Genomic DNA, 21,820 nt, shown 5'->3' with positions numbered 1-21,820 from the left:
AAAGGTCTGCCCCCAATGGGTTTGGCATTACTCTTCGGCCTCTTCTTCGGCCTGATGGTTGCAGGCGTGCCGGTGGCCTTCGCGCTCGGTATCGCCACCGTCGCCGGCTTCCTCTACGAGGGCCTGCCGCTTTTCGTGGCGTTCCAGCGCATCCTTTCCGGCATTTCGGTCTTCTCGCTCCTGGCGATCCCCTTCTTCATCTTCGCCGGCGAATTGATGATGCAGGGCGGCATCGCGGCGAGGCTCGTGCGTCTGGCGGCGGCGGCCGTGGGCGCGCTGCGCGGTGGGCTGGGCGTCGTCAACGTGGCCTCCTCGATGCTCTTCGGGGGTATTTCCGGCTCAGCCGTGGCCGATACCTCTGCACTTGGCTCGATCCTGATTCCGGTTATGAAGGAAAAGGGCTATGATGCTGATTATAATGTGAATGTGACGGTCACATCCTCCATCGCCGGTATCGTCATTCCGCCCAGCCACAACATGATCCTGTTCGCCGTGGCGGCAGGCGGCGTCTCGGTCTCCAGGCTCTTCATCGCCGGTATCGTGCCGGGCATCCTGATGTGCCTGTGCCTCGGCGTCGCCGCCTACCTGGTGGCCGTCAAGCGCGGCTATGGCGGCGAGGCTTTCCCCGGTTGGGCGGTGCTCGCATCAAGCTTCGTCATCGCCCTTCCCGGCCTCTTCACCGCCGTCATCATCGTCGGCGGTGTGCTCTCCGGCATCATGACCGTGACGGAGTCGGGCGCCCTCGGCGCCATCTACGCGATTGCCGTGACGACGCTGGTCTACCGCGAGTTGACGTGGAAAAACTTCAAGGTGGCGGTGCTGCGGTCCGTCATCACCACGTCGCTGGTGATGATCCTGGTCGGCTGCGCCTCAGGCTTCGCCTATCTCCTGGCGCTCTACCGGGTGCCGGAGCTGCTTGCCGGCGCGGTTACCGTCGTTTCCGACAACCCGCTCGTCATCCTGCTCATGCTCAACCTCATCCTTTTGACGCTGGGCATGATCATGGACATGGCGGCGCTGATCCTCATCTGCACGCCGATCTTCCTGCCGGTTGCCGTCTCCATCGGCGTCGACCCGGTACAGTTCGGCATCATCCTCTTGATGAACCTTGGCCTCGGGCTGTGCACGCCGCCGGTCGGGGCGTGCCTGTTCGTCGGCTGCGCCGTTGGCGGGGTGAAGATACAGGACGCGGTGAAGACGATCTGGCCGTTCTATCTGGCCATCCTCGTCGCGCTGCTCTTGACGACGTATATTCCGGCCATATCGATGACGCTGCCCAATCTGATCCAATAGGCCAACCTGATCCAATGAGAGTACCCATGCTGAAACGACTTCTCATCACCGGTGCCGGCGGCGGGCTGGGCAAGATGGCCCGCCAAAGGCTTGCCCATCTCGCCGAGACGCTGCGCGTTTCCGACATCGCCGATATCGGCCCCGCCGGGCCGAACGAGGAATGCGTGCAGTGCGACCTTGGCGATGCCCGCGCCGTGGAACGCCTGGTGGAAGGCTGCGACGGCATCGTGCATCTGGGCGGCCAGTCGGTGGAGGACAAGTTCTCCGTCATCGCCAACGCCAACATCCACGGCGTCTTCCACCTTTATGAAGCCGCCCGCAAGCATGGCTGCAACCGCATCTTCTTTGCCAGCTCCAACCACGTGATCGGGCTTTATACGCAGGACCAGCACCTCGACCACACCGCACCGCCCAGGCCCGATACGCTCTACGGCGTCTCCAAGCACTTCGGCGAGGGGCTGGCGCAGATGTACCACCACCGCTTCGGCATCGAGACCGCCCTTGTGCGCATCGGCTCGTGCTTTCCCAAGCCCGTCGACCGCCGCATGCTGGCCACGTGGCTGAGCCCAGACGACTTCGTCTCGCTGGTCGAGCGCGTTTTTACCGTGCCGCGGCTCGGCTGCCCGGTCATCTACGGCGTATCCGACAACGACGATTGCTGGTGGGACAACAGCTACGTCGGCTATCTCGGCTGGCGGCCGAAGGACAACTCGGCCGTCTACCGCGACGAGGTCTACGCCAAGGCGCCACCGCCCCCCAAGGACGCGCCGGAGGCCTTTTACCAGGGCGGCCTCTTCGTGGTGGAGCCGATCCGCGAGGAATAGCGGCCCGCGACGTCCGTTTTCGGCCCCGGTCGGAGGGCCAACAGCAGAACGAGGAAGAGTGATGACGACCGAAACCCGCCGCCCGGTCCACCCGGAATTCGCCAAGACCATGACGACGGAGGAACTGCGCCGGCATTTCCTTATCGAGGACCTGTTCCAGCCGGGCAAGGCGCGCCTCGTCTATTCCCACCACGACCGGATGATCGTTGGCGGCGTCGAGCCGGCGGGCGGGGCTGTTCCAATCGACCATGTTCCCGAGGCCGGCACCGAGAGCCTGCTCGACCGCCGCGAGATCGGCATCGCCTGCGTGCGCGGCTCGGGCGGGATCCGCGCCGGCAGCGACAGCTACGAGGTGGCGGACGGCGACATGCTCTATGTGGGGATGGGCGCCGGGCCGCTTTCCTTTTCGGGCGATGGCGCGCGCTTCTATCTCGTCTCCGCGCCGGCGCACCGCACCTGCCCGACGCGGCTCATCAGGATCGACGATGCGGCGCAGGTGGCGCTCGGCAGTACCGAAAGCAGCAACGAGCGCGTCATCTATCAGTTCATCCACCCCGACGTTCTGGAGACCTGCCAGCTCGTCATGGGCATGACGCGGCTCGCCACCGGTTCCATCTGGAACACCATGCCCGCTCATCTGCACGACCGCCGCTCGGAGGTCTATTTCTACCGCGATCTGGCGGAGGATCATCGGGTCTTCCATCTGATGGGCGAGCCGCAGGAGACGCGGCATCTGGTGGTCGCCAACCACCAGGCGGTGATCTCGCCGAGCTGGTCGATCCATTCCGGCGCCGGCACGTCCTCCTACACCTTCATCTGGGCCATGGCCGGCGATAATATCGACTACAAGGACGTGGAGATGGTGGAGATCGGAGGCATGCGGTGAAGCCGTTCGACCTTTCGCGCCGCCGGGCCCTCGTGACGGGCGCCAATACGGGCATCGGCCAGGGGATCGCCGCGTCGCTGGCCTGGGCGGGCGCGCACGTCGTCTGTGCCGGCCGGTCCGCCATGGACGAAACCGTAGAGCGCATTCGTTCGGCCGGCGGCAGCGCCGAGGCGCTGGCGCTTGACCTTGCCGATCCGAAGGCCGCCGCACGGAAAGTCGAGGAGGTGGCGGGGCTCGATATCCTCGTCAACAATGCCGGCATCATCCGCCGCGCCGACGCGGTGGACTTCCAGGAAGCCGACTGGGACGAGGTGATCGACGTCAACTTGAAGGCGGCGTTCCTTTTGTCCCAGGCCTTCGGGCGGGCCGCGCTCGCGCGGGGGGCTGGCGGGCGCATCATCAACATCGCCTCGGTGCTCTCCTTCCAGGGCGGCATACGCGTCGCCTCCTACACGGCCTCCAAGCACGGCATCGTTGGGCTGACGCGGCTACTGGCCTGCGAATGGGCGGCCAAGGGCATCAACGTCAACGCCATCGCGCCGGGCTACATCGCCACCTCGAACACCAAGGCGCTGCGCGAGGACGAGACGCGTTATCGGGCGATCCTGGAACGCATCCCGGCCGGCCGCTGGGGCGAGCCGTCGGACATCGGCGGCGCGGCGGTGTTTCTGGCGTCGGACGCGGCGGCCTATGTGCATGGGGCCGTGCTGCCGGTCGATGGGGGGTGGCTGGCGCGGTGATTAACTCTACGCAGCGTCATTCCGGAAGCCGGAGCGATAGCGGAGGCTGTCGGGGATGACGGCGTAGTTATGATTGCGCTTCGCCGTGGGCAGGGCCCTCACTCCACCCTCTCCACCAGCGGATAGATGATCTGCCCGTCCTCCTCGCCGCGCGGGAACTTGCCGTCCTGGCTCTCCCTCACCGCCAGCTTGTAGCCGGCGGGGCTGGTGCCGATGTGGCGCTTGAACATGCGTGAGAAGTAGTAGACGTCGCAATAGCCGACGAGTGCGGCCGTCTCGCCCACGGTGTTGCCGCTGGCAAGCAGGTTCATCGCCCGCTCCATGCGCTTGAATTCCTGAAACTTCCTCGGCGTCCAGCCGATCTGGCGGCGGAACTCGCGCTTGAAATAGTCCGGATTGTAGGGTGCATCGGCGACCACGCGCTCGGCGATGTCTTCGTCCAGCGGGTCGGCGGTGATCCGTGTTGCCGCCAGCATGATGCCGAGCGAGATGCCGTCCGCGTTTCCCACCGCACTGACGGGCTGTGCGTTCCAGGCGATGAACGCGTCCTCCAGGAACTCGATGAGGATGAACATGAAGAGGTGGTGCTGGATAAGCGTCGTCGAGGAAGCCGGCGCGATGTCGTGATAGTACCGCACCACCGGCTCCAGGAGCGGCCAGCGTGAGAAGCGCACGGCCCGGTTGATGCGCATCTGCGCGATGAGGTCGTGCTTGCCGAAGAGGTCGAGCGTGAAGTGCTGGGCGACCCCCGTATAGGCTTCGCCCGAGGCATGCCAGCCGACGAAGCGGCTGCCCGCCGGGATCAGCATCGCGTCGCCGGGCGCCAGCGTGTAAGCGCCGCCATCGACCATATAGCCGCCGCCGCCGGTGAGGCAGATGACGAGGTCGTGCACGCTGTTCGACTTGTCGACGCGCCAGGTGCGCGAGTGCTGCATCTTGATGGTCGAGCGGGTGAGGGTGAGCTTCAGCGCGTTCTCTGGAATCCCTGCCAGAATGCCGCCTTCGATTTTGTCCATCCTTTTTTCCAGATTTGTCAATTTCAAACTGGCTTTTACAGCAGGATACTGGCTCCAGTCATCGCGGCAAGCGCGAAAAAACACGTCATTCTGGGAGGAATCGACGATACCGGGAGTCTGTATCGGTCTGCCAGTGCAGGCCGGCGGTGTCGTCTTGTGCCATCGACATGCATGATTTCGCAGATACCCGCAGCGCTGCAATAGCCTTTATCGGCGACGGCTCCCTCAACCGGGCCGGCTGATGGGCGGCGACAGCAAATATCTCGGCCTTGCCTATGTGGCGCCGTATATCGCCGGGCTTCTGATCTTCACGGCGGTCCCCTTCGTCGCGTCCTTTTATCTGAGCTTCACCGACTACAGTCTGATGCGGCCGCCGCAGTGGTCGGGGCTGGAGAACTATACCGAGCTCTTTACCCGCGACAGGACCTTCCGCAAGTCGCTCTCGGTGACACTTCTCTATGTGTTCATGACGGTGCCGCTGAAGCTGATCTTCGCGCTCTTCATCGCCTACATCCTGAACTACCGGCTGAAATTCATAAACTTCTTCCGCACCGCCTATTACGTGCCGTCGATCCTCGGCGGATCGATCGCGGTGGCGGTGCTGTGGCGCTACATCTTCGCCGATGCCGGGCTGGTGAACATGGCGATCACCGCCTTCGGCGGCGAGGCGGTGAACTGGTTCGGCGATCCGGGCAATGCCCTCTTCACAATCACGTTGTTGCGCCTGTGGCAGTTCGGCTCGGCCATGGTCATCTTCCTGGCCGCCCTCCAGAGCATCGACAAGACGCTTTACGAGGCCGCCGCGATCGACGGCGCCGGCAAGTGGCATACCTTCGTCTATATCACCCTGCCGCTGATCACGCCGGTCATCTTCTTCAACCTGATCATGCAGATGGTCCAGGCCTTCCAGGAGTTCAACGGGCCCTACGTCATCACCGAGGGCGGGCCGCTGAAATCGACCTACCTCTTGCCCCTCTACATCTATGAGGAGGCCTTCAAGAAGTTCCACATGGGCTATGCCTCGGCGATCGCCTGGGTGCTGTTCGCCATCATCATGGTGCTGACGCTGATCGCCTTCTGGTCGTCGCGGCACTGGGTCTATTACGCCGGCGACAAGCGGAGCTGACGATGGCAGAAGAGATCACCGTCCGCGCCACCACCGCCGAGCTCGCTTCCGCACGCGCATTGGCCGAAGGCCGCCGCATGCACGCCATCTCCTCGGCCGTGCGCTATGCATTGCTGGCGGGGGTGGGCTTCCTCATGCTCTACCCGCTCATCTGGCTGATCGGCGCCTCCTTCAAGACCAACTCGGAGATTTTCGCCAATCCAGGCTTCATCCCGTCGGAGCCGACGCTGACCGGCTATATCGAAGGCTGGAGGACCTCCACGCCCTACACCTTCGCCACCTTCTTCTGGAACACCTTCCTCATCATCCTGCCGAAGACGATCGGCACCGCGATCTCCTGTGCGGCGGTGGCCTACGGTTTCGCCCGCTTCGAGTTTCCGGGAAAGCGCATCCTCTTCGCCACCCTGATCGCCACGCTTCTCCTGCCCAACGTGGTGACGCGCATCCCGCAATATCTTTTGTTCCGCGACCTCGGCTGGCTCGATAGTTTCCTGCCGCTGTGGGTGCCCTCGGCCTTTGCGGGCGACGCCTTCTTTGTTTTCATGCTGATCCAGTTCCTGCGCGCCATCCCGCGCGACATGGAGGAGGCGGCGCGCGTCGACGGCGCCAACACGCTGCAGACGCTGATCTATATCGTCGTGCCCATGCTGGCCCCGGCACTGATCTCGGTGTGCCTGTTCCAGTTCATGTGGACGATGAACGACTTCCTCGGGCCGCTCATCTATCTCTCCTCGGTCGACAAGTATCCTATCTCGCTGGCCCTCAAGCTGTCGATCGACACGACCGAGGCGTTCCAGTGGAACCGCATTCTGGCCATGTCGGTGCTGGCGCTGGTGCCCGCGCTCACCGTGTTCTTCCTGGCCCAGAAATACTTCATCGAAGGCATCTCCACCGGTGGAGTGAAAGGTTAAGCTCATGGCCCGCCTGCAGATCAGGAACCTCGAAAAGGTCTACAGCAATTCCTTCAAGGCGGTGCACGGCATCAGCCTCGATGTCGACGACGGCGAGTTCATGGTGCTGGTCGGCCCTTCCGGCTGCGCCAAGTCGACGACGCTGAGGATGATCGCCGGGCTCGAGACGATCACCGGCGGCGAGATCCGCATCGGCGACAGGATCGTCAACAACCTGGCGCCTGGCCAGCGCGGCGTGTCCATGGTGTTCCAGAACTACGCGCTCTACCCGCACATGAAGGTGCGCAGCAACTTGGCGTTCGGCCTGAAGCTGAAGCGCCGGCCGAAGCCGGAGATCGAGGATGCTACCGAGGCGGTGGCGAACACCCTCGAGATCGATCCGCTGCTCGACCGGCTGCCGAAGCAGCTTTCGGGCGGTCAGGCGCAGCGCGTGGCGGTGGGAAGGGCGCTCATCAAGAAGCCGGACGTCTTCCTGTTCGACGAGCCCCTGTCCAACCTGGACGCCAAGCTGCGCGCCTCCATGCGCGTGCGCATCACCGACCTGCACAAGCGGCTGAAGCGCGAGGGCCAGTCCTCGACCGTCGTCTACGTCACGCATGACCAGACCGAGGCCATGACCATGGGCGACCGCATCTGCGTGATGAAGGACGGCTGCATCATGCAGGTGGCGGATCCCGTCACGCTCTACAACCGGCCGGAGAACGCCTTCGTCGCCGGTTTCATCGGCAGCCCGGAAATGAACCTGATGGAGGGTGCGCTTGCCGTGAATGGCGGCGTCAACATCGGCCTGGCAGGTCAGATGCTCACCTTCGGCGAAGATGTCGGCAGCCGCCTCGGCATGCGCGGCGGCGATGTGCTTCTCGGCGTCAGGCCGCAGCATCTGCGCATTGCGACAAACGACGAGGAGAACGCTCTGGAAGGCCACGTCTCGCACATCGAGTTCATGGGCCACGAGGTCTACCTCTATGTCGACGTCGGCGATATCCGCATCGTCGTCGTCGTGCCCTCCGAACAGTACCACCCTGAGGACATACGTGATGACCGCATCCGGCTCGTCCCGCGCGAGACGGCCGTCCACATCTTCGACCGGGAGACGGGGAGGAATGTCAGTCTCTCGGCGAATGCCTGAACCCGAAAGAAACTTGGGAGGATGAAATGAGAAAGACAACGACAGCATTGGCCGTGATCATGGCCCTCAGTGCGGGCTCCGCTTCGGCTGCGGATCTGCGCATGTCCTGGTGGGGCGGCGACAGCCGCCATGTGGCGACACAGGAGGCCCTGAAAGCCTGCGGCGAGAAGCATGGCCACACGATCAAGCCGGAATTCACCGGCTGGACCGGCCATCAGGAGAAGGTGGCCACGCAGCTTGCCGGCGGCACCGAGGCCGACATCATGCAGATCAACTGGCCCTGGCTGCCGCTCTTCTCGCTCGAAGGCGACGGCTTTGCGGACCTGAACGAGTACTCGGACACCATCGACCTGAGCCAGTGGTCGAAGGACCAGCTCGATAGCGCCACCGTGAACGGCAAGCTGAACGGCCTTCCGGTCTCCACCACCGGCCGCGTCTTCTTCTTCAACGAAGCCACCTTCGACAAAGCCGGACTTCCTCTGCCCACCACCTGGGACGAATTGATCGAGGCCGCCGCCGTCTTCAAGGAGAAGCTGGGCGAGGACTACTATCCCTTCGACGCGCAAGGGGGAGATCAAGGGCTGGGCGCCATCCTCAACGTCTCGCTGGTGACGACGCAGATGACGGGCAAGGATCTCGTCGATCCCGCCACCAACACCGTCGCCTGGACGACGGAGGAACTGCAAAAGGGCATCGAGTTCAACCAGAGCCTTGCAGACAAGGGTGTCATCCGCGATTGGAAGACGGTCGCGGGGGGTGGCAACGTGGATCTGTTCGAGCTGCCTGCCTGGTCGGAGGGCAAGATCGCCGGCTCCTATGAATGGGATTCGACCTATGGGAAGTTCAACGATCCCATCGAGAACGGCGAGCTCGTGCCTGTGGGGCTCCTGACGGTCGAAGATGCCGCGACGGCGGGTGTGTACCGGAAGCCGTCCATGCTCTTCTCCATCTCCAAGAACAGCGAGAACCCGGAGGCGGCCGCCCAGATCGTCAACTGCCTCCTGAACGAGCCCGAGGGCATCGAGGCGCTTGGCGATACACGCGGCATACCGGCGAGCCGGATCGCGGCAGAGACACTCGCCGAAGGCGGCGCCATCCACCCGCGGCTGCTGGAAGCGCACAAGCTCGTCATCGAGGCCGAGGGGCCGACGGTCTCGCCTTTCAACGAGCATCCCGAGGTGCGCGAGATCTTCAAGGACACGCTGGAGGAGTTCGCCTACGGCAATATCTCCGCGGCCGATGCCTCAACGGAAATCATCGAGGGCGTGAACGGCGTCCTGGCGAAGTTCTGATATCCACCGCGGCGGCGGGTTCCCCGCCGCCGCTTTCTGCTGAAGTTCTTTCCGAATGGCACCGATGACCCCGGACCATCCCATCCCCCCTGCGCCCGTTTTTCCTCCTTTCGGTGTGCCTTGCCGCGCCTTTGCGGCGTTTGGGGAAAGATTGGAGCGTCCGGGGAGGGCGGGGGGAGTGGCCGCGGCATGATGGCGTATTTCGACACTTATGCCGCGGCCTACGCGCCCTATAAGGGGGGAACGTGGTGCTACGAGGACGGCTGCGTCTATCGCGGGCTTGCCCTTCTGCATCTTGCTACGGGTGAGGAGCGATGGCTCGCGCACTTGACGCGTCTGGTGGATGCGCAGGTCTCGCCCGAGGGAGAATTGGCGGGCTACTCCGTCGACGAATTCAACATCGACCACGTCCTGTCCGGCAGGGCGCTGATCTATCTTCACGGTCTGACCGGCGAGGAGAAATACGCTGCCGCTGCCAGGCTGCTTGCCCGGCAGCTTGCTGGACATCCGCGGACCGAGTCTGGCGTCTACTGGCACAAGAAAATCTATCCCTGGCAGATCTGGCTCGACGGCCTCTATATGGGACTGCCCTTCCAGATCGAGTTTGCCCGCATGACGGGCGACGAGGCCCTTGTCTATGATGCGCTTTTCCAGTTGCAGATCGCGCTCTCGCTTACCCACGAGGCGAGGACAGGGCTTTACGCGCACGGCTATGACGAAAGTCGCAAGCAGCAATGGGCCGATCCGGACACCGGCCGCTCGCCCGCCCACTGGGCGCGGGCCCTGGGCTGGCTCGCCATGGCGCTGGTCGACATCATCGAGCTGATCGGAATGGAGCATGCCGGCGAGATGGGCATTGCCGAGGAAGCAACCGCGCTCTTGAAGCGCATCGCCGGCTTCCGCACGCGTGAGGCGATGTGGCTGCAGGTGATCGACCGGCCCGATCTTGTCGGCAACTACGCGGAGACCTCCGCCACGGCCATGCTGACATATGCGCTCATCAAGGCCGGCAGGCTGGGGCTCCTCGACGGCGCTGCCGCGCTCGGCCGGGAGAGCCTTTTGGCGCTGACGCAGAGGGCGTTGCAACGGTCGGAGGACGGCATTGTCCGCCTCGGCGGCATCTGCCGCGTGGCGGGCCTCGGCGGCTATTCCGGCGTCTACCGTGACGGTACCGCAGGCTATTATCTGACTGAGCCGGTGGTCGCCGACGATCCCAAGGGGGTGGGGCCCCTGATGATGGCCAAGGCTGAGGGGGCCCGTCCGGCGGTTGCCGCCGAGGAGGATGGTACGGCGCGCCGCGCGTCGTGACGTCGTGTCACGGAATCGGCCCGAGAATCGGGTCGATTCTCGGGCCGATGAGATTTCAAAGGCGCCCTTTGTGCGCCCATATGGGCGCGGAGCGCTAGAGGTTCCGGCCGATCATGCCGCCGGCGACCGCGCCGCCGATGCCGCCGATCAAGGCGCCCCCGCTTCCGCCGATCGCGTTGCCGGCCACTGCGCCGCCGATGCCGCCGGCCGCTGCGCCGGTTATCGTCTTGTCAGTCGTCGAACAACCGGCCGTAGCGGCAAGCATGCCGCCCAAGAGACAGAAAGTTGCAAGCTTCTTGGTCATAACCTTCACACGCAATTCATGGGAAAGCGCATGAATGGGAGATTTGGGTAAAAATTTAATGAAGTTGGAGTGGAACCTGCGATCCTGATCGCGCCAATGGGCAGCCAGGGCGTTCTGCAGCTCAGGTGTTGAACCAGCAGGACGCACCAATTACCGGCGTTCCCCAGGCCGAGATCGGGGTAGGGGTCGGCCGCGCCTACTTCCGATATGCAGCAGGCGGCGGAATGTGGGGCATTCCATATGAGACGGCGCCGGGCAATCTGCGACATGGCGGAGCGCCTCGCGCAACTTTGTGAGATCTCGAATTTGTCGGTCTATCTCGTCCGCACGGGCATGAAGCTCGGAGCGCGGCAGATCCGGCTGACCGTCGGCACCGAATATTCCCCGGATGTCGTCCAGCGAGAACCCGGCTGACCGGCCAAGCTGGATCAGCGAAAGCTGCAGGATCGTCTGAGGATCGAACTGCCGCCGCAGCCCCTTTCGCCCAATCGAAGCGATGAGCCCTACCTCCTCGTAATACCGCAGAGCGGATGGCGGCAGGCCCGTTTGCGCAGCCACCTCGCCGATGTCGAGAACCTTCATAGTTTCCCTATTGACCTCAAGTTGGCTTGAATTTGTAGCATGCGCTTCCTGCTCGAAATCTGCAAGAGGAAGCAAGCTATGTCGTCCGAAATGATCGTGGATCGTGGTGCTGTGTTGCGCGACCCCCGAGCGCTCGCCCTACTGTTCGCCGCCTCACTGACCACGATGGCCAACGCCACGATCAGCCCGGCTCTGGGCGGGCTTGCGGAGTTGTTCGCCGACCATCCCAATGCGCGGTTCATGACGACACTGCTGGTCCCGGCGCCCTCTCTCACCGTCATTTTCTGCGCTCCGCTTGCCGGGTTGGCGGTGGACTGTCTCGGCCGGCGCTGGCTTCTGCTGACCGGCATCCTGCTGTTCGCGATCACGGGCAGCGCTGGCCTCTACCTCGCTGATCTGACGTCCATCCTGACGAGCAGGCTCGCGCTCGGCCTCGCGGTGGCGATGATCATGACATCTCAAACGGCGCTTATCGGGGACTACTACGAAGGCACCGCTCTAAAACGCCTCGCGGGTCTGCAGGTCTCGGCGCGGAACTTTGGCGGGTTCGCCTTTATCACGCTCGCAGGCTGGCTTGCCGCGACCTCGCCGCGTTTGCCCTTCGCGGTCTATGCCTTGCCCGTTCTGCTTTTGCTGCTGGTTTGGAGGGTGATTGCAGAGCCAGCCGTTCGGTGCGACCGCGCGGCCGCGCCCGGTCAATCCCTCGCACCTCTCGGCGAAAAGTGGTTTGGGCCGGTGATGGGCCTCGCAGCACTCCAGATGGGGACGACGGCGCTCTTCTTTATCATGCCAACTCAGATTCCCTTCCTTCTGGCTGCGCGAGGCTTCGATAGCGCGTCAGGGACAGGCATCGTTCTCGGTGCTCTCACGCTGGCGGGCGGGCTGGCCGCGCTCGCCTATCACCGGGCGAGCGGCCGGTTCGGCGAGATCGGCGTTTTTGCGACCGGATATGTGCTCATGGCACTCGGTTTCGCAGGCATAGCTTCAAGCCCGGAGTTTGCGGCAACGCTTGCCGGTGCGATTGCGATCGGGTTGGGCTTTGCTCTCGTGATGCCGAATTTTGTCACGTTGGCTCTCATGATTGCCCCCGCGGAACGCCGCGGCGTCATCGGTGGAATTCTCACGACATCCGTCTTTGTCGGGCAGATCGTCTCTCCATTTGCAACAACACCGATGATCAGCAAGGTCGGATATGCTTGGACATTCGCCGCTGCGGCAGGTCTCGTTCTCTGTTTCGCAGCGGCGAGCAGTGCGGCCGCCCTGCTGCGGCGTTCGAGGAGCAGGGCCACATGAGGTCGGCCAACGCGAACACGGGCATGCGCCGGCGCTGCCGGCGCTTATATCCGGTGCATTCTTCTATCGGTGTTTGATGGGCATGGGATCAGCCCTGCGACGGCTTCCAGTCAGCCGATGGAACGACGTTGATCATCCACGGGACGCCGAACCTGTCGATTAGGGAGCCGAAGCCCGGTGACCAGAAGGTCTCGCCGAATGGCATGACGGCCTTGCCACCTTCGGACAGTTGATCGAACCAGCGCTGGGCTTCGGTCTTGTCCTCGGTGTGCAGGGTGACGTCGAAGCCGTTCTTGGGTTTGTCGATGTTGGGTGCCCATCCGACGTCCATGTCGGCGCCCATCAGCGCCTGGTCGCCGACCTCGAGCCAGCAGTGCATCAGCCAGGTCTTGTACTTCTCGTCGGTGATCGGCATGTCGGGAGGCGCATCGCTGTAGGGCATGGCGGCGGTGATCTTTCCGCCCAGGACCTTGGCGTAGAACTCGAACGCCTCGCGGCACTGGCCCTGGAAGCTCAGGCTGGTCACGATCTTCATGGTCGTCTCCTTTCTGATTGGTGCTTCGATGCATGTCAGGATGGCGTGAAGTCGAAGGCGTGCTTTACCAGGCTGTTGCTGGCCAGCACGCTCTGCCCGGCGGCCCTGAAGCGGGCGAGCGTGATGCTGCCCTCCGCGCCCTGCTCACCCTTCTGCCAGCGTGTAGGCGGCCGTCGATTGACCTCTCCTCATCTATGTTGATATCAATGTAAAGAGCCCATGGATGTCAACCTTCCAGATGCACACTCCTGCCAACCTTGCCTTCGAAACCACACTTCTGGTGCGTGACACCTGCCTGTGCCTGCATGCGCAGAGGGCGGCGCGTGCGCTCGCACGCCGTTTCGACATCGCGCTGAAGCCCGCCGGCATCACCAGCGGGCAGTTCTCTCTCCTCATGTCGCTCAATCGGCTGAAACCGCCGAACCTCGGCAGCGTGGCGGCGCTGCTGGCGATGGACAGGACGACCCTGACTGCCAATCTCAAGCCGCTGGAGCGCCGCGGCCTGGTCGAGACGGTAACCGATCCGACGGACAGGCGCGCCCGACTGCTGCGGCTGACACCGGCCGGCCAGGCAGCTCTAGTCGAGGCGGCGCCGATCTGGCGGCGCCTCCATGCGGAGATCGAAACGGTGCTTTCAGACCCGGATCGTCTGCGCTCCGAACTCAATCTCCTTTCGATGTCTGCCAATCAGGGCGGCCTCGCCGGGTAATGCGCCGTGGCGTCTGGCAGGTCCGCCGCGCAGTGGAAATTTCAGTGCTCAGCGTCAGACGTCGTGAAAACCCTTGCCGGCCATCGGCTGCGCGTCACGATTTTCCGATCTTGAAAAGCGCCCGTGCATTGTCCTCGAAGAATTGCTTCAGGCCCGCCTCGCCGATCGGCATGGCTTCCAGCTCGCCGACTTCCGAAGGGACGAACTGCCAAGGATAGTCCATGGCATACATCATGCGGTCGGGGCCGATCACGTCGCGTACGAACATCACCGGCGGCGCCCAGCCGACGCCGCTCGAGGTGTAGTGGAAGTTCTCCTTTAGATACTCGCTCGCCTTGCGTTTCAGCGGATGCACATGTGGATAGCGCTTCGACACCGAAATATGCCCATGCATGAAGTCAATCCGCGACAGCCAGTAGGGAAGAGCCTCGCCGCAGTGACCGAGCACGATCTGCAGTTTCGGGAAGCGGTCGAACAGGCCCGAGACGATGAGGCGCAGCGCGTGCAGCCCGGTCTCGCATGCGAACCCGTAGACCGCCGCATCGAGGCCGCGCTTCAGGAATGGTTCGATCATATTCGCCGACGGAGTCTGCGGGTGCAGGTAAATCGGCACTTCGAGCGCTTCCGCCGCCTCGAAAACCTCCCAATATTGCTCGTCGTCGAGATATGTGCCCAGCGTGTGCGAGTTGAGGATGCCGCCGCGCAGGCCGAGCTTCTTCACGCTGCGCTCAAGCTCCTTTGCCGCATTGGCCGGATCGAGCGGGCTGAAGGCGGCGAGCCCGACATAGCGGTCGGGATGACGCGCGATGCCTTCGGCAAGCTCATCGTTGAAGCGTTCCGACAGGGACGAGGCGGTGGCTGGGTCGAAGATCTGCACACCAGGCGAGGTCAGCGACAGCACGGCGATGTCGATGCCGGAATCGTCCATGTCCTTGAGGCGTTCGTCATCCAGGTCCTGGATGCGCCGGTTATGCGCCCGGGCTTTTTCGGAATCGCCCGAAAAGAACCCCCACAGGCTCTGGAAGCCCGGATCGCCGATCGTCTTTTCCTCGATCTCCTTGCGGTAGAGCCGGATCAGTTCATCCGATGCCCAGGCCTCCTCGGTGGCGATGCGCTTGTAGGGCGGGTTGGGGTTCTTCTGGTTCATGTTTCCTCCAATGGGTTTGATGTGTCTTTTCCTGAAGGCGGGACCGGTGCCGGCGCGGAAGTAATGCGTTTCGTCACGACCACGAGCGCGATGCCCGCTACCGTCGCGACCATGGCGGCGACCGTCGACGGGCCGAAGACGGCGGTGCTGGCGCCGATGAAAAGCGCGATCGCGCCCATTGCGACGCGTCGCCAGCCGCCGCCATAGGCGCCTCGCCAAGCCAGCACTTCCGCGAGAATGACACCCGCCGCCGCGACGCTGACGCAGGAAACGGCGATTTCCAACCACGTTCCGGCGAGCAGTAGCGCCGGGTTGAAGGCGAACACGAAGGGGATGAGGTAGGCGACGACCGCCAGCCGCATGCCGGTGATCCCCGTGCGCCACATGTCGCTCCCGGCAAGCGAGGCGGCGGCATAGGATGCGATGGCCACCGGCGGCGTGAGCATCGAAAGCAGGCCGAAATAGAAGATGAACAGATGCGCCGACATCTGCCCGATGCCGGCCTTGACCAGCGCCGGCGCCAGAAGCACCGAGACCACCACATAAACGCCGGTCGTCGGCATGCCGACGCCGAGGATGATGGCGATGAGGGCGGTGACGGCGAGAAGCGCCAGAACGCCGCCGAGCTGGGCGATCCCGCCCAGCGCCAGCGTGAGGGCGAAGCCCAGTCCGGTGACGTTGATCGTGCCGATAATGATGCCTGCGATGGCACAGACTAATAGAACGGGAATCAGAATGATCCCGGCGTTGCGAAGGATCTCGTCCAGCAGCGACAGGCTCAGCGCCTTGCGCGGCTGGGTCACGACATGGAGCGCGTAGGAGACGAAGGCCGAATAGAGCGCGGCCTTGCCTGGCGCATAGCCCAGCCCGAACAGGAAGTAGATCAGCACGCCGAGCGGCAGCAGCAGCGGCCAGGCCTTGGCAAGACTGGCCCCGATTGGCGGCAGTTCCGCGCGCGGCGCGCCTTCCAGCCTGTGCACGGCCGCATAGCGATTGACCTGCAGATAAAGCATCAGATAGTAGGCGACCGCCGGCAGCAGGGCGGCCATTACCACTTCCGCATAGGAGACCTGCAGGAATTCCGCGATGACGAAGGCGGTCGCGCCCATGACGGGCGGAGCGATCTGGCCGCCATTGGAGGCGACAGCCTCGATCGCGGCAGCGTGTCGGGCAGGGAAGCCCGACCGTTTCATCATCGGAATGGTGACGACGCCGGTGCTCATCACATTGGCGACGGTGGAACCGGACAAGGTTCCGAACAGGCTGGACGCAAGAATCGCGACCTTGGCCGGGCCGCCACGGCGATGGCCCATCGCGGCCATGGCGAGATCGGTCAGGATGCGGCTTCCGCCCACCGCGTTCAGCACCGCGCCGAAGACGATGAAGCCCAGTATCTGCGTGGCGCCCACGCCGAGCACCAGCCCGGGTATGCCGTTGGTGTCGGTGTAGAGGTAGAGCAGAAACCGCGCCGGCGCGATTTCGGCGGCCTCGAATATGCCCGGCGCGTAGGTGCCGAACAGGCCATAGGCAATGAAGGCGAGCGCAAGGGCGGCCAGGACGGCGCCGCAGTGCCGCCGGGTGGCCTCGACCACGCCGACGATCGCAAGCAGCGCCGGCACCCATTTCTCCGGCCCACGATTGACCGGATCGAGCAGCCAAACTTCGTAGTTCCAGGCGAGCCAAAGCCACGACGCGAGCGCCGCTAGGCCGAGAAGCCAGTCCAGCACTTGCCAGCGGCCCCTGAGCGGCGCGACGACGAGGCCAACCAGCACGGCCATGCCGATCATAAGGGCGAGATACTGCTCCGTGATGACGACATGGCCGAGCCGGCGCGGTACGTCGAGCAGCCACGCAATGCCGATGACGGTGATCGGCACCGCCAGGCGGTTCGCCTTCATACGATGCGCTGTCCTGGCCACGTCAGGCTAGTTCCGCATCGCGGAATCGCGGTTTTCGTTCTGCTCGCTCCACATGCCCTTTGCCTTGTAGAACTCGACCGCGGCCGGGTGATACGGCACCGAGTTCGACGGCGCGGAAAGCCTTTCCTGCGCCGCGCCGCCAAGCGGCGGATAGTCCTGCTTGAGCTGCGGCAGGATTTCGTGGAACGCCTCGAGAATGGCCGTCGCGTCTTCGTCGGGCAGGTCGGCGTTCACGGTGAGATAGACGTCAAAGGCCGTCACCGTCACCGGTTCCGTTACCTCGGGCATGCGCGGATTCGGCTCGACCTCGGTGAGGTAGAGGCCAGGGTACATCTCGTCCGCCTTCTCGGTCGTGGCGTTTTCGCCGTCGATGTCGAGGTAGCGGATGCCGCCGGGAATCGAGGCGTGCGCTTGCTGGGTGAGAGGAATGCCAACCGCGATCAGCGTGGCGTCGAGATTGTTCTCGGTAAGCTGCTCCATGCCCGGTCCGAGACCGGCAACCGAAACCTGCTCGACGTCGTCAACGCTCAACCCGGACAGTTCGACTATGGTCTTTGAGAGCGCGCTCATGGCCTTCAGCGCGCTGAGGTCGGTGACGACGCGCTTGCCCTCCAGTTCGGACACCCTGGTGATGCCGAGATCGTTGCGGGTGACGAGCGCGACACGCAGCGGCCAGATGCGCGCCAGCACGCGCAGATCGGTCATCGGCTCTCCGAAATCCCCGGCGCGGGCGCCGCCGAGATCGAGGCTCGAATTGAGCCCCATTGTCACCTCGCCGGCGGCGATCAGTGGCAGGTAGACGGACGAGCCGGTATAGGGCTGTACGGTGATCTGCTTGCCGAGCTTGTCCTGCAGCGCGGCGGCGATGCCGCCGCCGATCGTGTAATAGATCGTGCCCTGCGGGTTGGTGCCAAGCGTATAACGATCGGCGGATATGGCCGAATTTGCGAGAAGGCCCATGGCTCCGGCCAGGGCAATCGCGGCATAGCGACGCCAGTTCATGACAATCCTCCCAGTTGCGTTATCCGCCAGCGGCCCATGGCTGCCGTGCGGATTGTTTGCGCCCGGACATTGAAGAGGAAGTGCATTCTAAATAAAATCGAAAAATTCAGCATCATTCATGAAGTTATCTAAAGTGAAAATAGAAAACCAGCTCACGCTCAAACAGTTGCGCGCCTTCGCCGCCGTCTACAGGCATGGAAAGCTCGCTTCCGCCGCGGAGGAGCTGGGCGTCACCCAGTCGGCCGTCAGCGTGCTCATCCGCCAGGTGGAGGAAACGCTGAACACGCGCCTCTTCGACCGCACCACGCGGTCGTTGGTGCCGACCTCGGCCGCAGAGGAAGCGTTCGGCATCGCTGAGCGCATCCTTGAGGATGTCGCCACGCTGGGCAGCAATTTCCGCGACCTGTCGGAAGGCAGCCGTGGCCGCGTGCGGCTGGCGGCAACGCCTGGTACGGCGGTTGCCATACTGCCGAAAACCGCGCGCCGGTTCAGCCGGCGCTACACCAATATCGAGCTGGTGCTGGACGACTGCGCGCCCAACCAGTTCCTGCCGCTCATCTCGTCCGACCGCGTCGAACTGGGGATCGGCGTGCCGGCGCCGGCCGGGACGGAGTTCGATTCGCGACCGATCCTGGAGGACCGCATGCTGCTGGTCTGCGCGGCGGATCATCCATTCGCAACCGAGGACCAGGTAAGATGGGCCGATCTCAAGGGTGTGCCGCTGATCGCCTTCCGCAATGGCTATGGCGTCAGGCAGTTGCTCGATGCGACGGTGATGAAGGCCGGCTTCGAGCCCAGGATTGTGCACGAGGTCGGCTTTCTCGACACTGCCGCCTGGATGGCAGCCAGCGGGCTTGGCGTAACCATACTGCCGGCCGCGCTTGCCCGGCTTCGAGCCGGCAACGGATTGGTGACGCGGCCGCTGGTGGAACCGGAAGTCAAACGTACGATGGCGCTGGTAACGAAGAAGGGACGATCGCTTTCGCCGCCTTGCAAGCTGTTTGTCGATATGCTCCTGGAGGACATCGCGGCAGCGGCTGAACAGCATTGACGGATACCGGAGCGAGCCAGCTTTCAGCCGCTGCGGGGCCATAGCCTATCGCGAGGATTTCAGCAGGCGCTCCCCTTGCGCCCAGAAGCCCTAGCTTTGCCCCAAAAGTGCCCGCGCCAACTCTTCCCATTCATCATCAAGTGCCAATGTCGACGGCGTCGCGCCGCAGCGGCGATACCAATATTCCGCGTTTGATTGATCGCCTTCCTTGCGATGGAGGTAGGCGTGCACAAGCATGCCCGCCCTGTCGTCGCGCTCCTGCGCGCGCTCGTGCGCCTTGTGCCAATCACCCTTCGCATCCCACCACAGCGCCTGCAGAGCATGGCTCAAACCGGCGGGCGGCTGCGGCTTCGCAATGGATTCTCTAAAGGCTTGCAGGTCCAAGTTTCCCTCCTCGTGACGTTTAGCGCACTGATAATACCCGCGCCCCTGGCCCTCCGGTAGAGCGCATCGTCTTCAGTGCGCGTTCTGCCGCCAAACCGGCAGCGGTGTCGAGCAATTAGCGGTGTTGGTGCCTAGTATCGCCACGACCGGAGCTGGCGGTTGCCAGGTCAAATCACGATTGGTAAGGGATAGCCACCGCTTATCGACCACATCCCTGAGGCTCGATCCCATGGAACCGAAGCAATCCGACCGTTAGGCCGCAACAACGTTTGCCAAGTTGTTGCGGCAGTCTGCACGGTTCCACTTCTTTCAAATCATGACAGCGCAGACCGCCGCCAGATGTCACTCATTTGAGCGGATGCTTCGTCATGCCTACTCGGAATCCACGGCTGTGGACGTACAGCCTGCCAGTTGCCTTGATGCTTCTGGCACCCTTCAACATCCTCGCCTCGCTCGGCATGGACATATATCTGCCGGTTGTCCCAGCAATGCCGGAAATCCTGGGGACCACGCCGGCAGTGGTCCAGCTAACCCTCACCTTCTACATGATCATGCTCGGCGTCGGGCAGATCGCCTTCGGTCCGCTCTCCGACCGGGCTGGCCGCCGTCCCGTCCTGATCGGCGGCGCAGTGTTGTTTGCGTTGTCCTCGTTTGCCTTGGCAACGACGTCCTCGTCATATCTATTCGTGACGCTGCGGTTGGTCCAGGCGGTAGGCGCGTCGGCAACGTTGGTCACCCTGTTCGCGACCGTTCGCGATGTTTACGCACAAAGGCCGGAAAGCGCTGTCGTCTACAGCCTCATGAACGCGATGCTGGCCTTCGTGCCGGCGCTCGGACCCATTGCCGGAGCGGTTATTGCCGGTTCGCTAGGATGGCGTTTCATCTTCGTGGCTTTGGGCCTCCCGGCCTTGGTGATGCTGGTCTGCGCGCTGCCCGCGTGGCATGAAACGCGACCGGTCGATGAAACGCCGCGTAGGGCGTCGTTCGGCCTGGTGGTGAAGAGCCTTGCCTTCTGGACCTACACGTTGGGCTTCGGCACAGCGATGGGCACGTTCTTCGTGTTCTTCTCGACGGCACCGCGTGTCTTGATCGACGGCGCTGGATTCTCCGAGCTCGGCTTCAGCCTGGCCTTCGCGACGGTAGCTCTCGTCATGATCGCCACGACACGTTTCGCGAAGTTCTTCGTGGAGCGGTGGGGAATAGCCGGGAGTGCTGTCCGTGGCATGGCGCTTCTGATCCTGGGTGCCTGTGCGCTGCTGTTGGGTCAACTCTCGCTGCCGCCATCCTTCTGGTCGTTCATTCTGCCGATGTGGCTGATGGCGGTCGGAATTGTGTTCACCATCTCGGTGACGGCCGAGGGCGCGTTGCGGGAGTTCGGTGACATCGCCGGCACCGCCGTCGCTCTGCATTTCTGCATCCAGAGCCTCATTGTCGGTGTTATCGGCACCAGCTTCGTTATTGTGCTGAATGGCGACACCGCTTGGCCCTTGGCCGCCTATTCAGCCGTCATGGCGGCGATCACGCTGGCGGCGCTGCTGTGGCGTCGCATTCGTGGTGTACCTCTGCAAGCCATGTAGCGCTGTTTGCACGAGCGGCCCGCGACGTCAGGCCGCTCGTCAGCATCAGCGCCTCCACCCCGCTGGTGATGCCGGCCGAGGTCCTCAGGGTGCTGCGCAACCAGCTGGCGGAGCCTTACTTGCTCGGCATCTCGGCCGGCGCGTCGACTGGCGCAGTCCTCGTGATGGTGCTCGGCATCGGCGCGGGGGCCGTCACTCTATCGGGTGACCCGGCTAGTGGTCGCCTCCGCCTTGACTTCCTGCCGAGCTGGAGCCTCCATCAATGTTCCTTGAGTGGTGCGGCAGCCGCTTGCGTAACCGGAAAGTTTTCTTCCGCCGGGATTATTTGCTGTCCAAAGGTGTTCTTCGTAATGCGGGCACAAGGTCCGCACGTTTGAGGATCAAAACAGAGGGTTTCAGATCATGCGTTCTCTCATACTGACCGCCGCCGCGATGGCGATTGCAATGCCGCTCGCCTATGCCGACGACTATGCCGGCGGCGCCATCAAGTCGATGGAAACCGAAGGCAGCGAGATTCTCACCGATGCCAACGGCATGACGCTCTACACCTTCGACAAGGATACGGCGGGCATGTCGAACTGCTATGATGACTGCGCCGCGAAATGGCCGCCGCTCATCGCCGATGCGGGCGCGACGGCGGAAGGAGATTACACGCTGGTGGAGCGCAAGGACGGCACAATGCAGTGGGCATACAAGGGCGAGCCGCTCTATCTGTGGGTGAACGACCAGAAACCGGGCGACATGACCGGAGACGGCGTGGGCGATGTCTGGCACGTCGCCAAAGAGTAGCCG

General features: G+C 63.5%; 23 protein-coding genes. 15 read left to right on the top strand and 8 right to left on the bottom strand.

Annotation, left to right across the window (positions count from 1 at the left end; genetic code table 11):
• Positions 1–15 precede the first annotated feature (15 nt).
• The 4 genes from GPJ75_RS14735 to kduD are packed head-to-tail and all read left to right on the top strand — an operon-like array spanning position 16 to position 3,743.
• Positions 16–1,293 carry a TRAP transporter large permease gene (locus tag GPJ75_RS14735; RefSeq protein WP_163269083.1) on the top strand — a complete coding sequence of 426 codons (1,278 nt, stop codon included), beginning with the start codon at positions 16–18 and terminating at the stop codon, positions 1,291–1,293.
• A gap of 29 nt (positions 1,294–1,322) precedes the next feature.
• Positions 1,323–2,117 carry an NAD-dependent epimerase/dehydratase family protein gene (locus GPJ75_RS14730; protein WP_163269317.1) on the top strand — a complete coding sequence of 265 codons (795 nt, stop codon included), beginning with the start codon at positions 1,323–1,325 and terminating at the stop codon, positions 2,115–2,117.
• Positions 2,118–2,175: 58 nt separating this feature from the next.
• Complete coding sequence (gene kduI, locus GPJ75_RS14725; protein WP_163269082.1) at positions 2,176–3,003, top strand: 5-dehydro-4-deoxy-D-glucuronate isomerase; 828 nt, start codon at positions 2,176–2,178, stop codon at positions 3,001–3,003.
• Positions 3,000–3,743 (top strand): 2-dehydro-3-deoxy-D-gluconate 5-dehydrogenase KduD, encoded by a 744-nt coding sequence (kduD, locus tag GPJ75_RS14720; protein WP_163269081.1) that lies wholly within the window; start codon positions 3,000–3,002, stop codon positions 3,741–3,743. Before kduI ends, kduD begins: the two co-directional genes overlap by 4 nt.
• Positions 3,744–3,841: 98 nt before the next feature.
• Here kduD and GPJ75_RS14715 read toward each other — a convergent pair whose 3' ends face one another.
• Positions 3,842–4,759 (bottom strand): helix-turn-helix domain-containing protein, encoded by a 918-nt coding sequence (locus tag GPJ75_RS14715; protein ID WP_163269080.1) that lies wholly within the window; start codon positions 4,757–4,759, stop codon positions 3,842–3,844.
• A gap of 241 nt (positions 4,760–5,000) precedes the next feature.
• Between GPJ75_RS14715 and GPJ75_RS14710 the strand changes: the two genes are divergently transcribed.
• From GPJ75_RS14710 to GPJ75_RS14690, 5 genes are all read left to right on the top strand, one after another.
• Positions 5,001–5,885, top strand: coding sequence for a carbohydrate ABC transporter permease (locus GPJ75_RS14710; RefSeq protein ID WP_163269079.1), 885 nt, complete (start codon positions 5,001–5,003; stop codon positions 5,883–5,885).
• Positions 5,886–5,899: 14 nt separating this feature from the next.
• Positions 5,900–6,796, top strand: a complete 897-nt coding sequence (locus GPJ75_RS14705; RefSeq protein WP_163269316.1) for a carbohydrate ABC transporter permease — start codon at positions 5,900–5,902, stop codon at positions 6,794–6,796.
• A gap of 4 nt (positions 6,797–6,800) precedes the next feature.
• Positions 6,801–7,925 carry an ABC transporter ATP-binding protein gene (locus GPJ75_RS14700; RefSeq protein ID WP_163269078.1) on the top strand — a complete coding sequence of 375 codons (1,125 nt, stop codon included), beginning with the start codon at positions 6,801–6,803 and terminating at the stop codon, positions 7,923–7,925.
• 26 nt (positions 7,926–7,951) lie between these two features.
• Entirely contained in the window at positions 7,952–9,217 is a 1,266-nt protein-coding gene (locus GPJ75_RS14695) for an ABC transporter substrate-binding protein (protein ID WP_163269077.1), read from the top strand.
• 189 nt (positions 9,218–9,406) lie between these two features.
• Positions 9,407–10,525, top strand: a complete 1,119-nt coding sequence (locus GPJ75_RS14690) for a glycoside hydrolase family 88/105 protein (protein WP_163269076.1) — start codon at positions 9,407–9,409, stop codon at positions 10,523–10,525.
• A gap of 94 nt (positions 10,526–10,619) precedes the next feature.
• Here the strand turns inward: GPJ75_RS14690 and GPJ75_RS14685 are convergent, their stop codons facing one another.
• Together GPJ75_RS14685 and GPJ75_RS14680 are read right to left on the bottom strand one after the other, a co-directional pair.
• Positions 10,620–10,979: a hypothetical protein gene (locus GPJ75_RS14685; protein ID WP_163269075.1), complete on the bottom strand. Its 360-nt coding sequence runs from the start codon at positions 10,977–10,979 to the stop codon at positions 10,620–10,622.
• Positions 10,980–11,411 (bottom strand): helix-turn-helix domain-containing protein, encoded by a 432-nt coding sequence (locus GPJ75_RS14680; RefSeq protein WP_163269074.1) that lies wholly within the window; start codon positions 11,409–11,411, stop codon positions 10,980–10,982.
• 39 nt (positions 11,412–11,450) lie between these two features.
• On the opposite strand from GPJ75_RS14680, the gene GPJ75_RS14675 reads away from it, so the two are divergent.
• Positions 11,451–12,704 (top strand): MFS transporter, encoded by a 1,254-nt coding sequence (locus GPJ75_RS14675; RefSeq protein WP_205602541.1) that lies wholly within the window; start codon positions 11,451–11,453, stop codon positions 12,702–12,704.
• An 88-nt stretch (positions 12,705–12,792) separates the two neighbouring features.
• Here GPJ75_RS14675 and GPJ75_RS14670 read toward each other — a convergent pair whose 3' ends face one another.
• Positions 12,793–13,239: a VOC family protein gene (locus tag GPJ75_RS14670; RefSeq protein ID WP_163269073.1), complete on the bottom strand. Its 447-nt coding sequence runs from the start codon at positions 13,237–13,239 to the stop codon at positions 12,793–12,795.
• A 223-nt stretch (positions 13,240–13,462) separates the two neighbouring features.
• On the opposite strand from GPJ75_RS14670, the gene GPJ75_RS14665 reads away from it, so the two are divergent.
• Positions 13,463–13,948, top strand: a complete 486-nt coding sequence (locus tag GPJ75_RS14665; RefSeq protein WP_246249067.1) for a MarR family winged helix-turn-helix transcriptional regulator — start codon at positions 13,463–13,465, stop codon at positions 13,946–13,948.
• Between the two features lie 94 nt (positions 13,949–14,042).
• On the opposite strand, the gene GPJ75_RS14660 is transcribed toward GPJ75_RS14665, so the two are convergent.
• The 3 genes from GPJ75_RS14660 to GPJ75_RS14650 are packed head-to-tail and all read right to left on the bottom strand — an operon-like array spanning position 14,043 to position 18,016.
• On the bottom strand, positions 14,043–15,095 hold the full coding sequence (locus tag GPJ75_RS14660) for an amidohydrolase family protein (RefSeq protein ID WP_163269072.1): 1,053 nt from the start codon (positions 15,093–15,095) through the stop codon (positions 14,043–14,045).
• On the bottom strand, positions 15,092–16,993 hold the full coding sequence (locus GPJ75_RS14655; protein ID WP_163269071.1) for a TRAP transporter permease: 1,902 nt from the start codon (positions 16,991–16,993) through the stop codon (positions 15,092–15,094). The genes GPJ75_RS14660 and GPJ75_RS14655 overlap by 4 nt, the downstream gene beginning before the upstream one ends.
• Before the next feature lie 27 nt (positions 16,994–17,020).
• Positions 17,021–18,016 (bottom strand): TAXI family TRAP transporter solute-binding subunit, encoded by a 996-nt coding sequence (locus GPJ75_RS14650; protein WP_163269070.1) that lies wholly within the window; start codon positions 18,014–18,016, stop codon positions 17,021–17,023.
• A gap of 133 nt (positions 18,017–18,149) precedes the next feature.
• Between GPJ75_RS14650 and GPJ75_RS14645 the strand changes: the two genes are divergently transcribed.
• Positions 18,150–19,067 (top strand): LysR family transcriptional regulator, encoded by a 918-nt coding sequence (locus GPJ75_RS14645; RefSeq protein ID WP_163269069.1) that lies wholly within the window; start codon positions 18,150–18,152, stop codon positions 19,065–19,067.
• A gap of 90 nt (positions 19,068–19,157) precedes the next feature.
• On the opposite strand, the gene GPJ75_RS14640 is transcribed toward GPJ75_RS14645, so the two are convergent.
• The gene (locus tag GPJ75_RS14640; RefSeq protein ID WP_163269068.1) at positions 19,158–19,451 is read right to left on the bottom strand and encodes a hypothetical protein; all 294 of its coding nucleotides are present in this window, start codon (positions 19,449–19,451) and stop codon (positions 19,158–19,160) included.
• A 368-nt stretch (positions 19,452–19,819) separates the two neighbouring features.
• Here GPJ75_RS14640 and cml point away from each other — a divergent pair, with 368 nt between their 5' ends.
• From cml to GPJ75_RS14625, 3 genes are all read left to right on the top strand, one after another.
• A complete protein-coding gene (gene cml / locus GPJ75_RS14635; RefSeq protein WP_163269067.1) occupies positions 19,820–21,028 on the top strand; it encodes a CmlA/FloR family chloramphenicol efflux MFS transporter in 1,209 nt (402 codons plus the stop codon).
• Between the two features lie 68 nt (positions 21,029–21,096).
• The gene (locus tag GPJ75_RS27740) at positions 21,097–21,405 is read left to right on the top strand and encodes an iron chelate uptake ABC transporter family permease subunit (RefSeq protein ID WP_205602540.1); all 309 of its coding nucleotides are present in this window, start codon (positions 21,097–21,099) and stop codon (positions 21,403–21,405) included.
• A gap of 25 nt (positions 21,406–21,430) precedes the next feature.
• Positions 21,431–21,817: a COG4315 family predicted lipoprotein gene (locus GPJ75_RS14625; RefSeq protein ID WP_163269066.1), complete on the top strand. Its 387-nt coding sequence runs from the start codon at positions 21,431–21,433 to the stop codon at positions 21,815–21,817.
• Positions 21,818–21,820: the final 3 nt, after the last annotated feature.

Source organism: Chelativorans alearensis, assembly GCF_010993735.1.
GTDB lineage: Bacteria > Pseudomonadota > Alphaproteobacteria > Rhizobiales > Rhizobiaceae > Chelativorans > Chelativorans alearense.
Note: the sequence above shows the minus strand (reverse complement) of the source record. Positions and strands in the feature narration are given on the sequence as shown.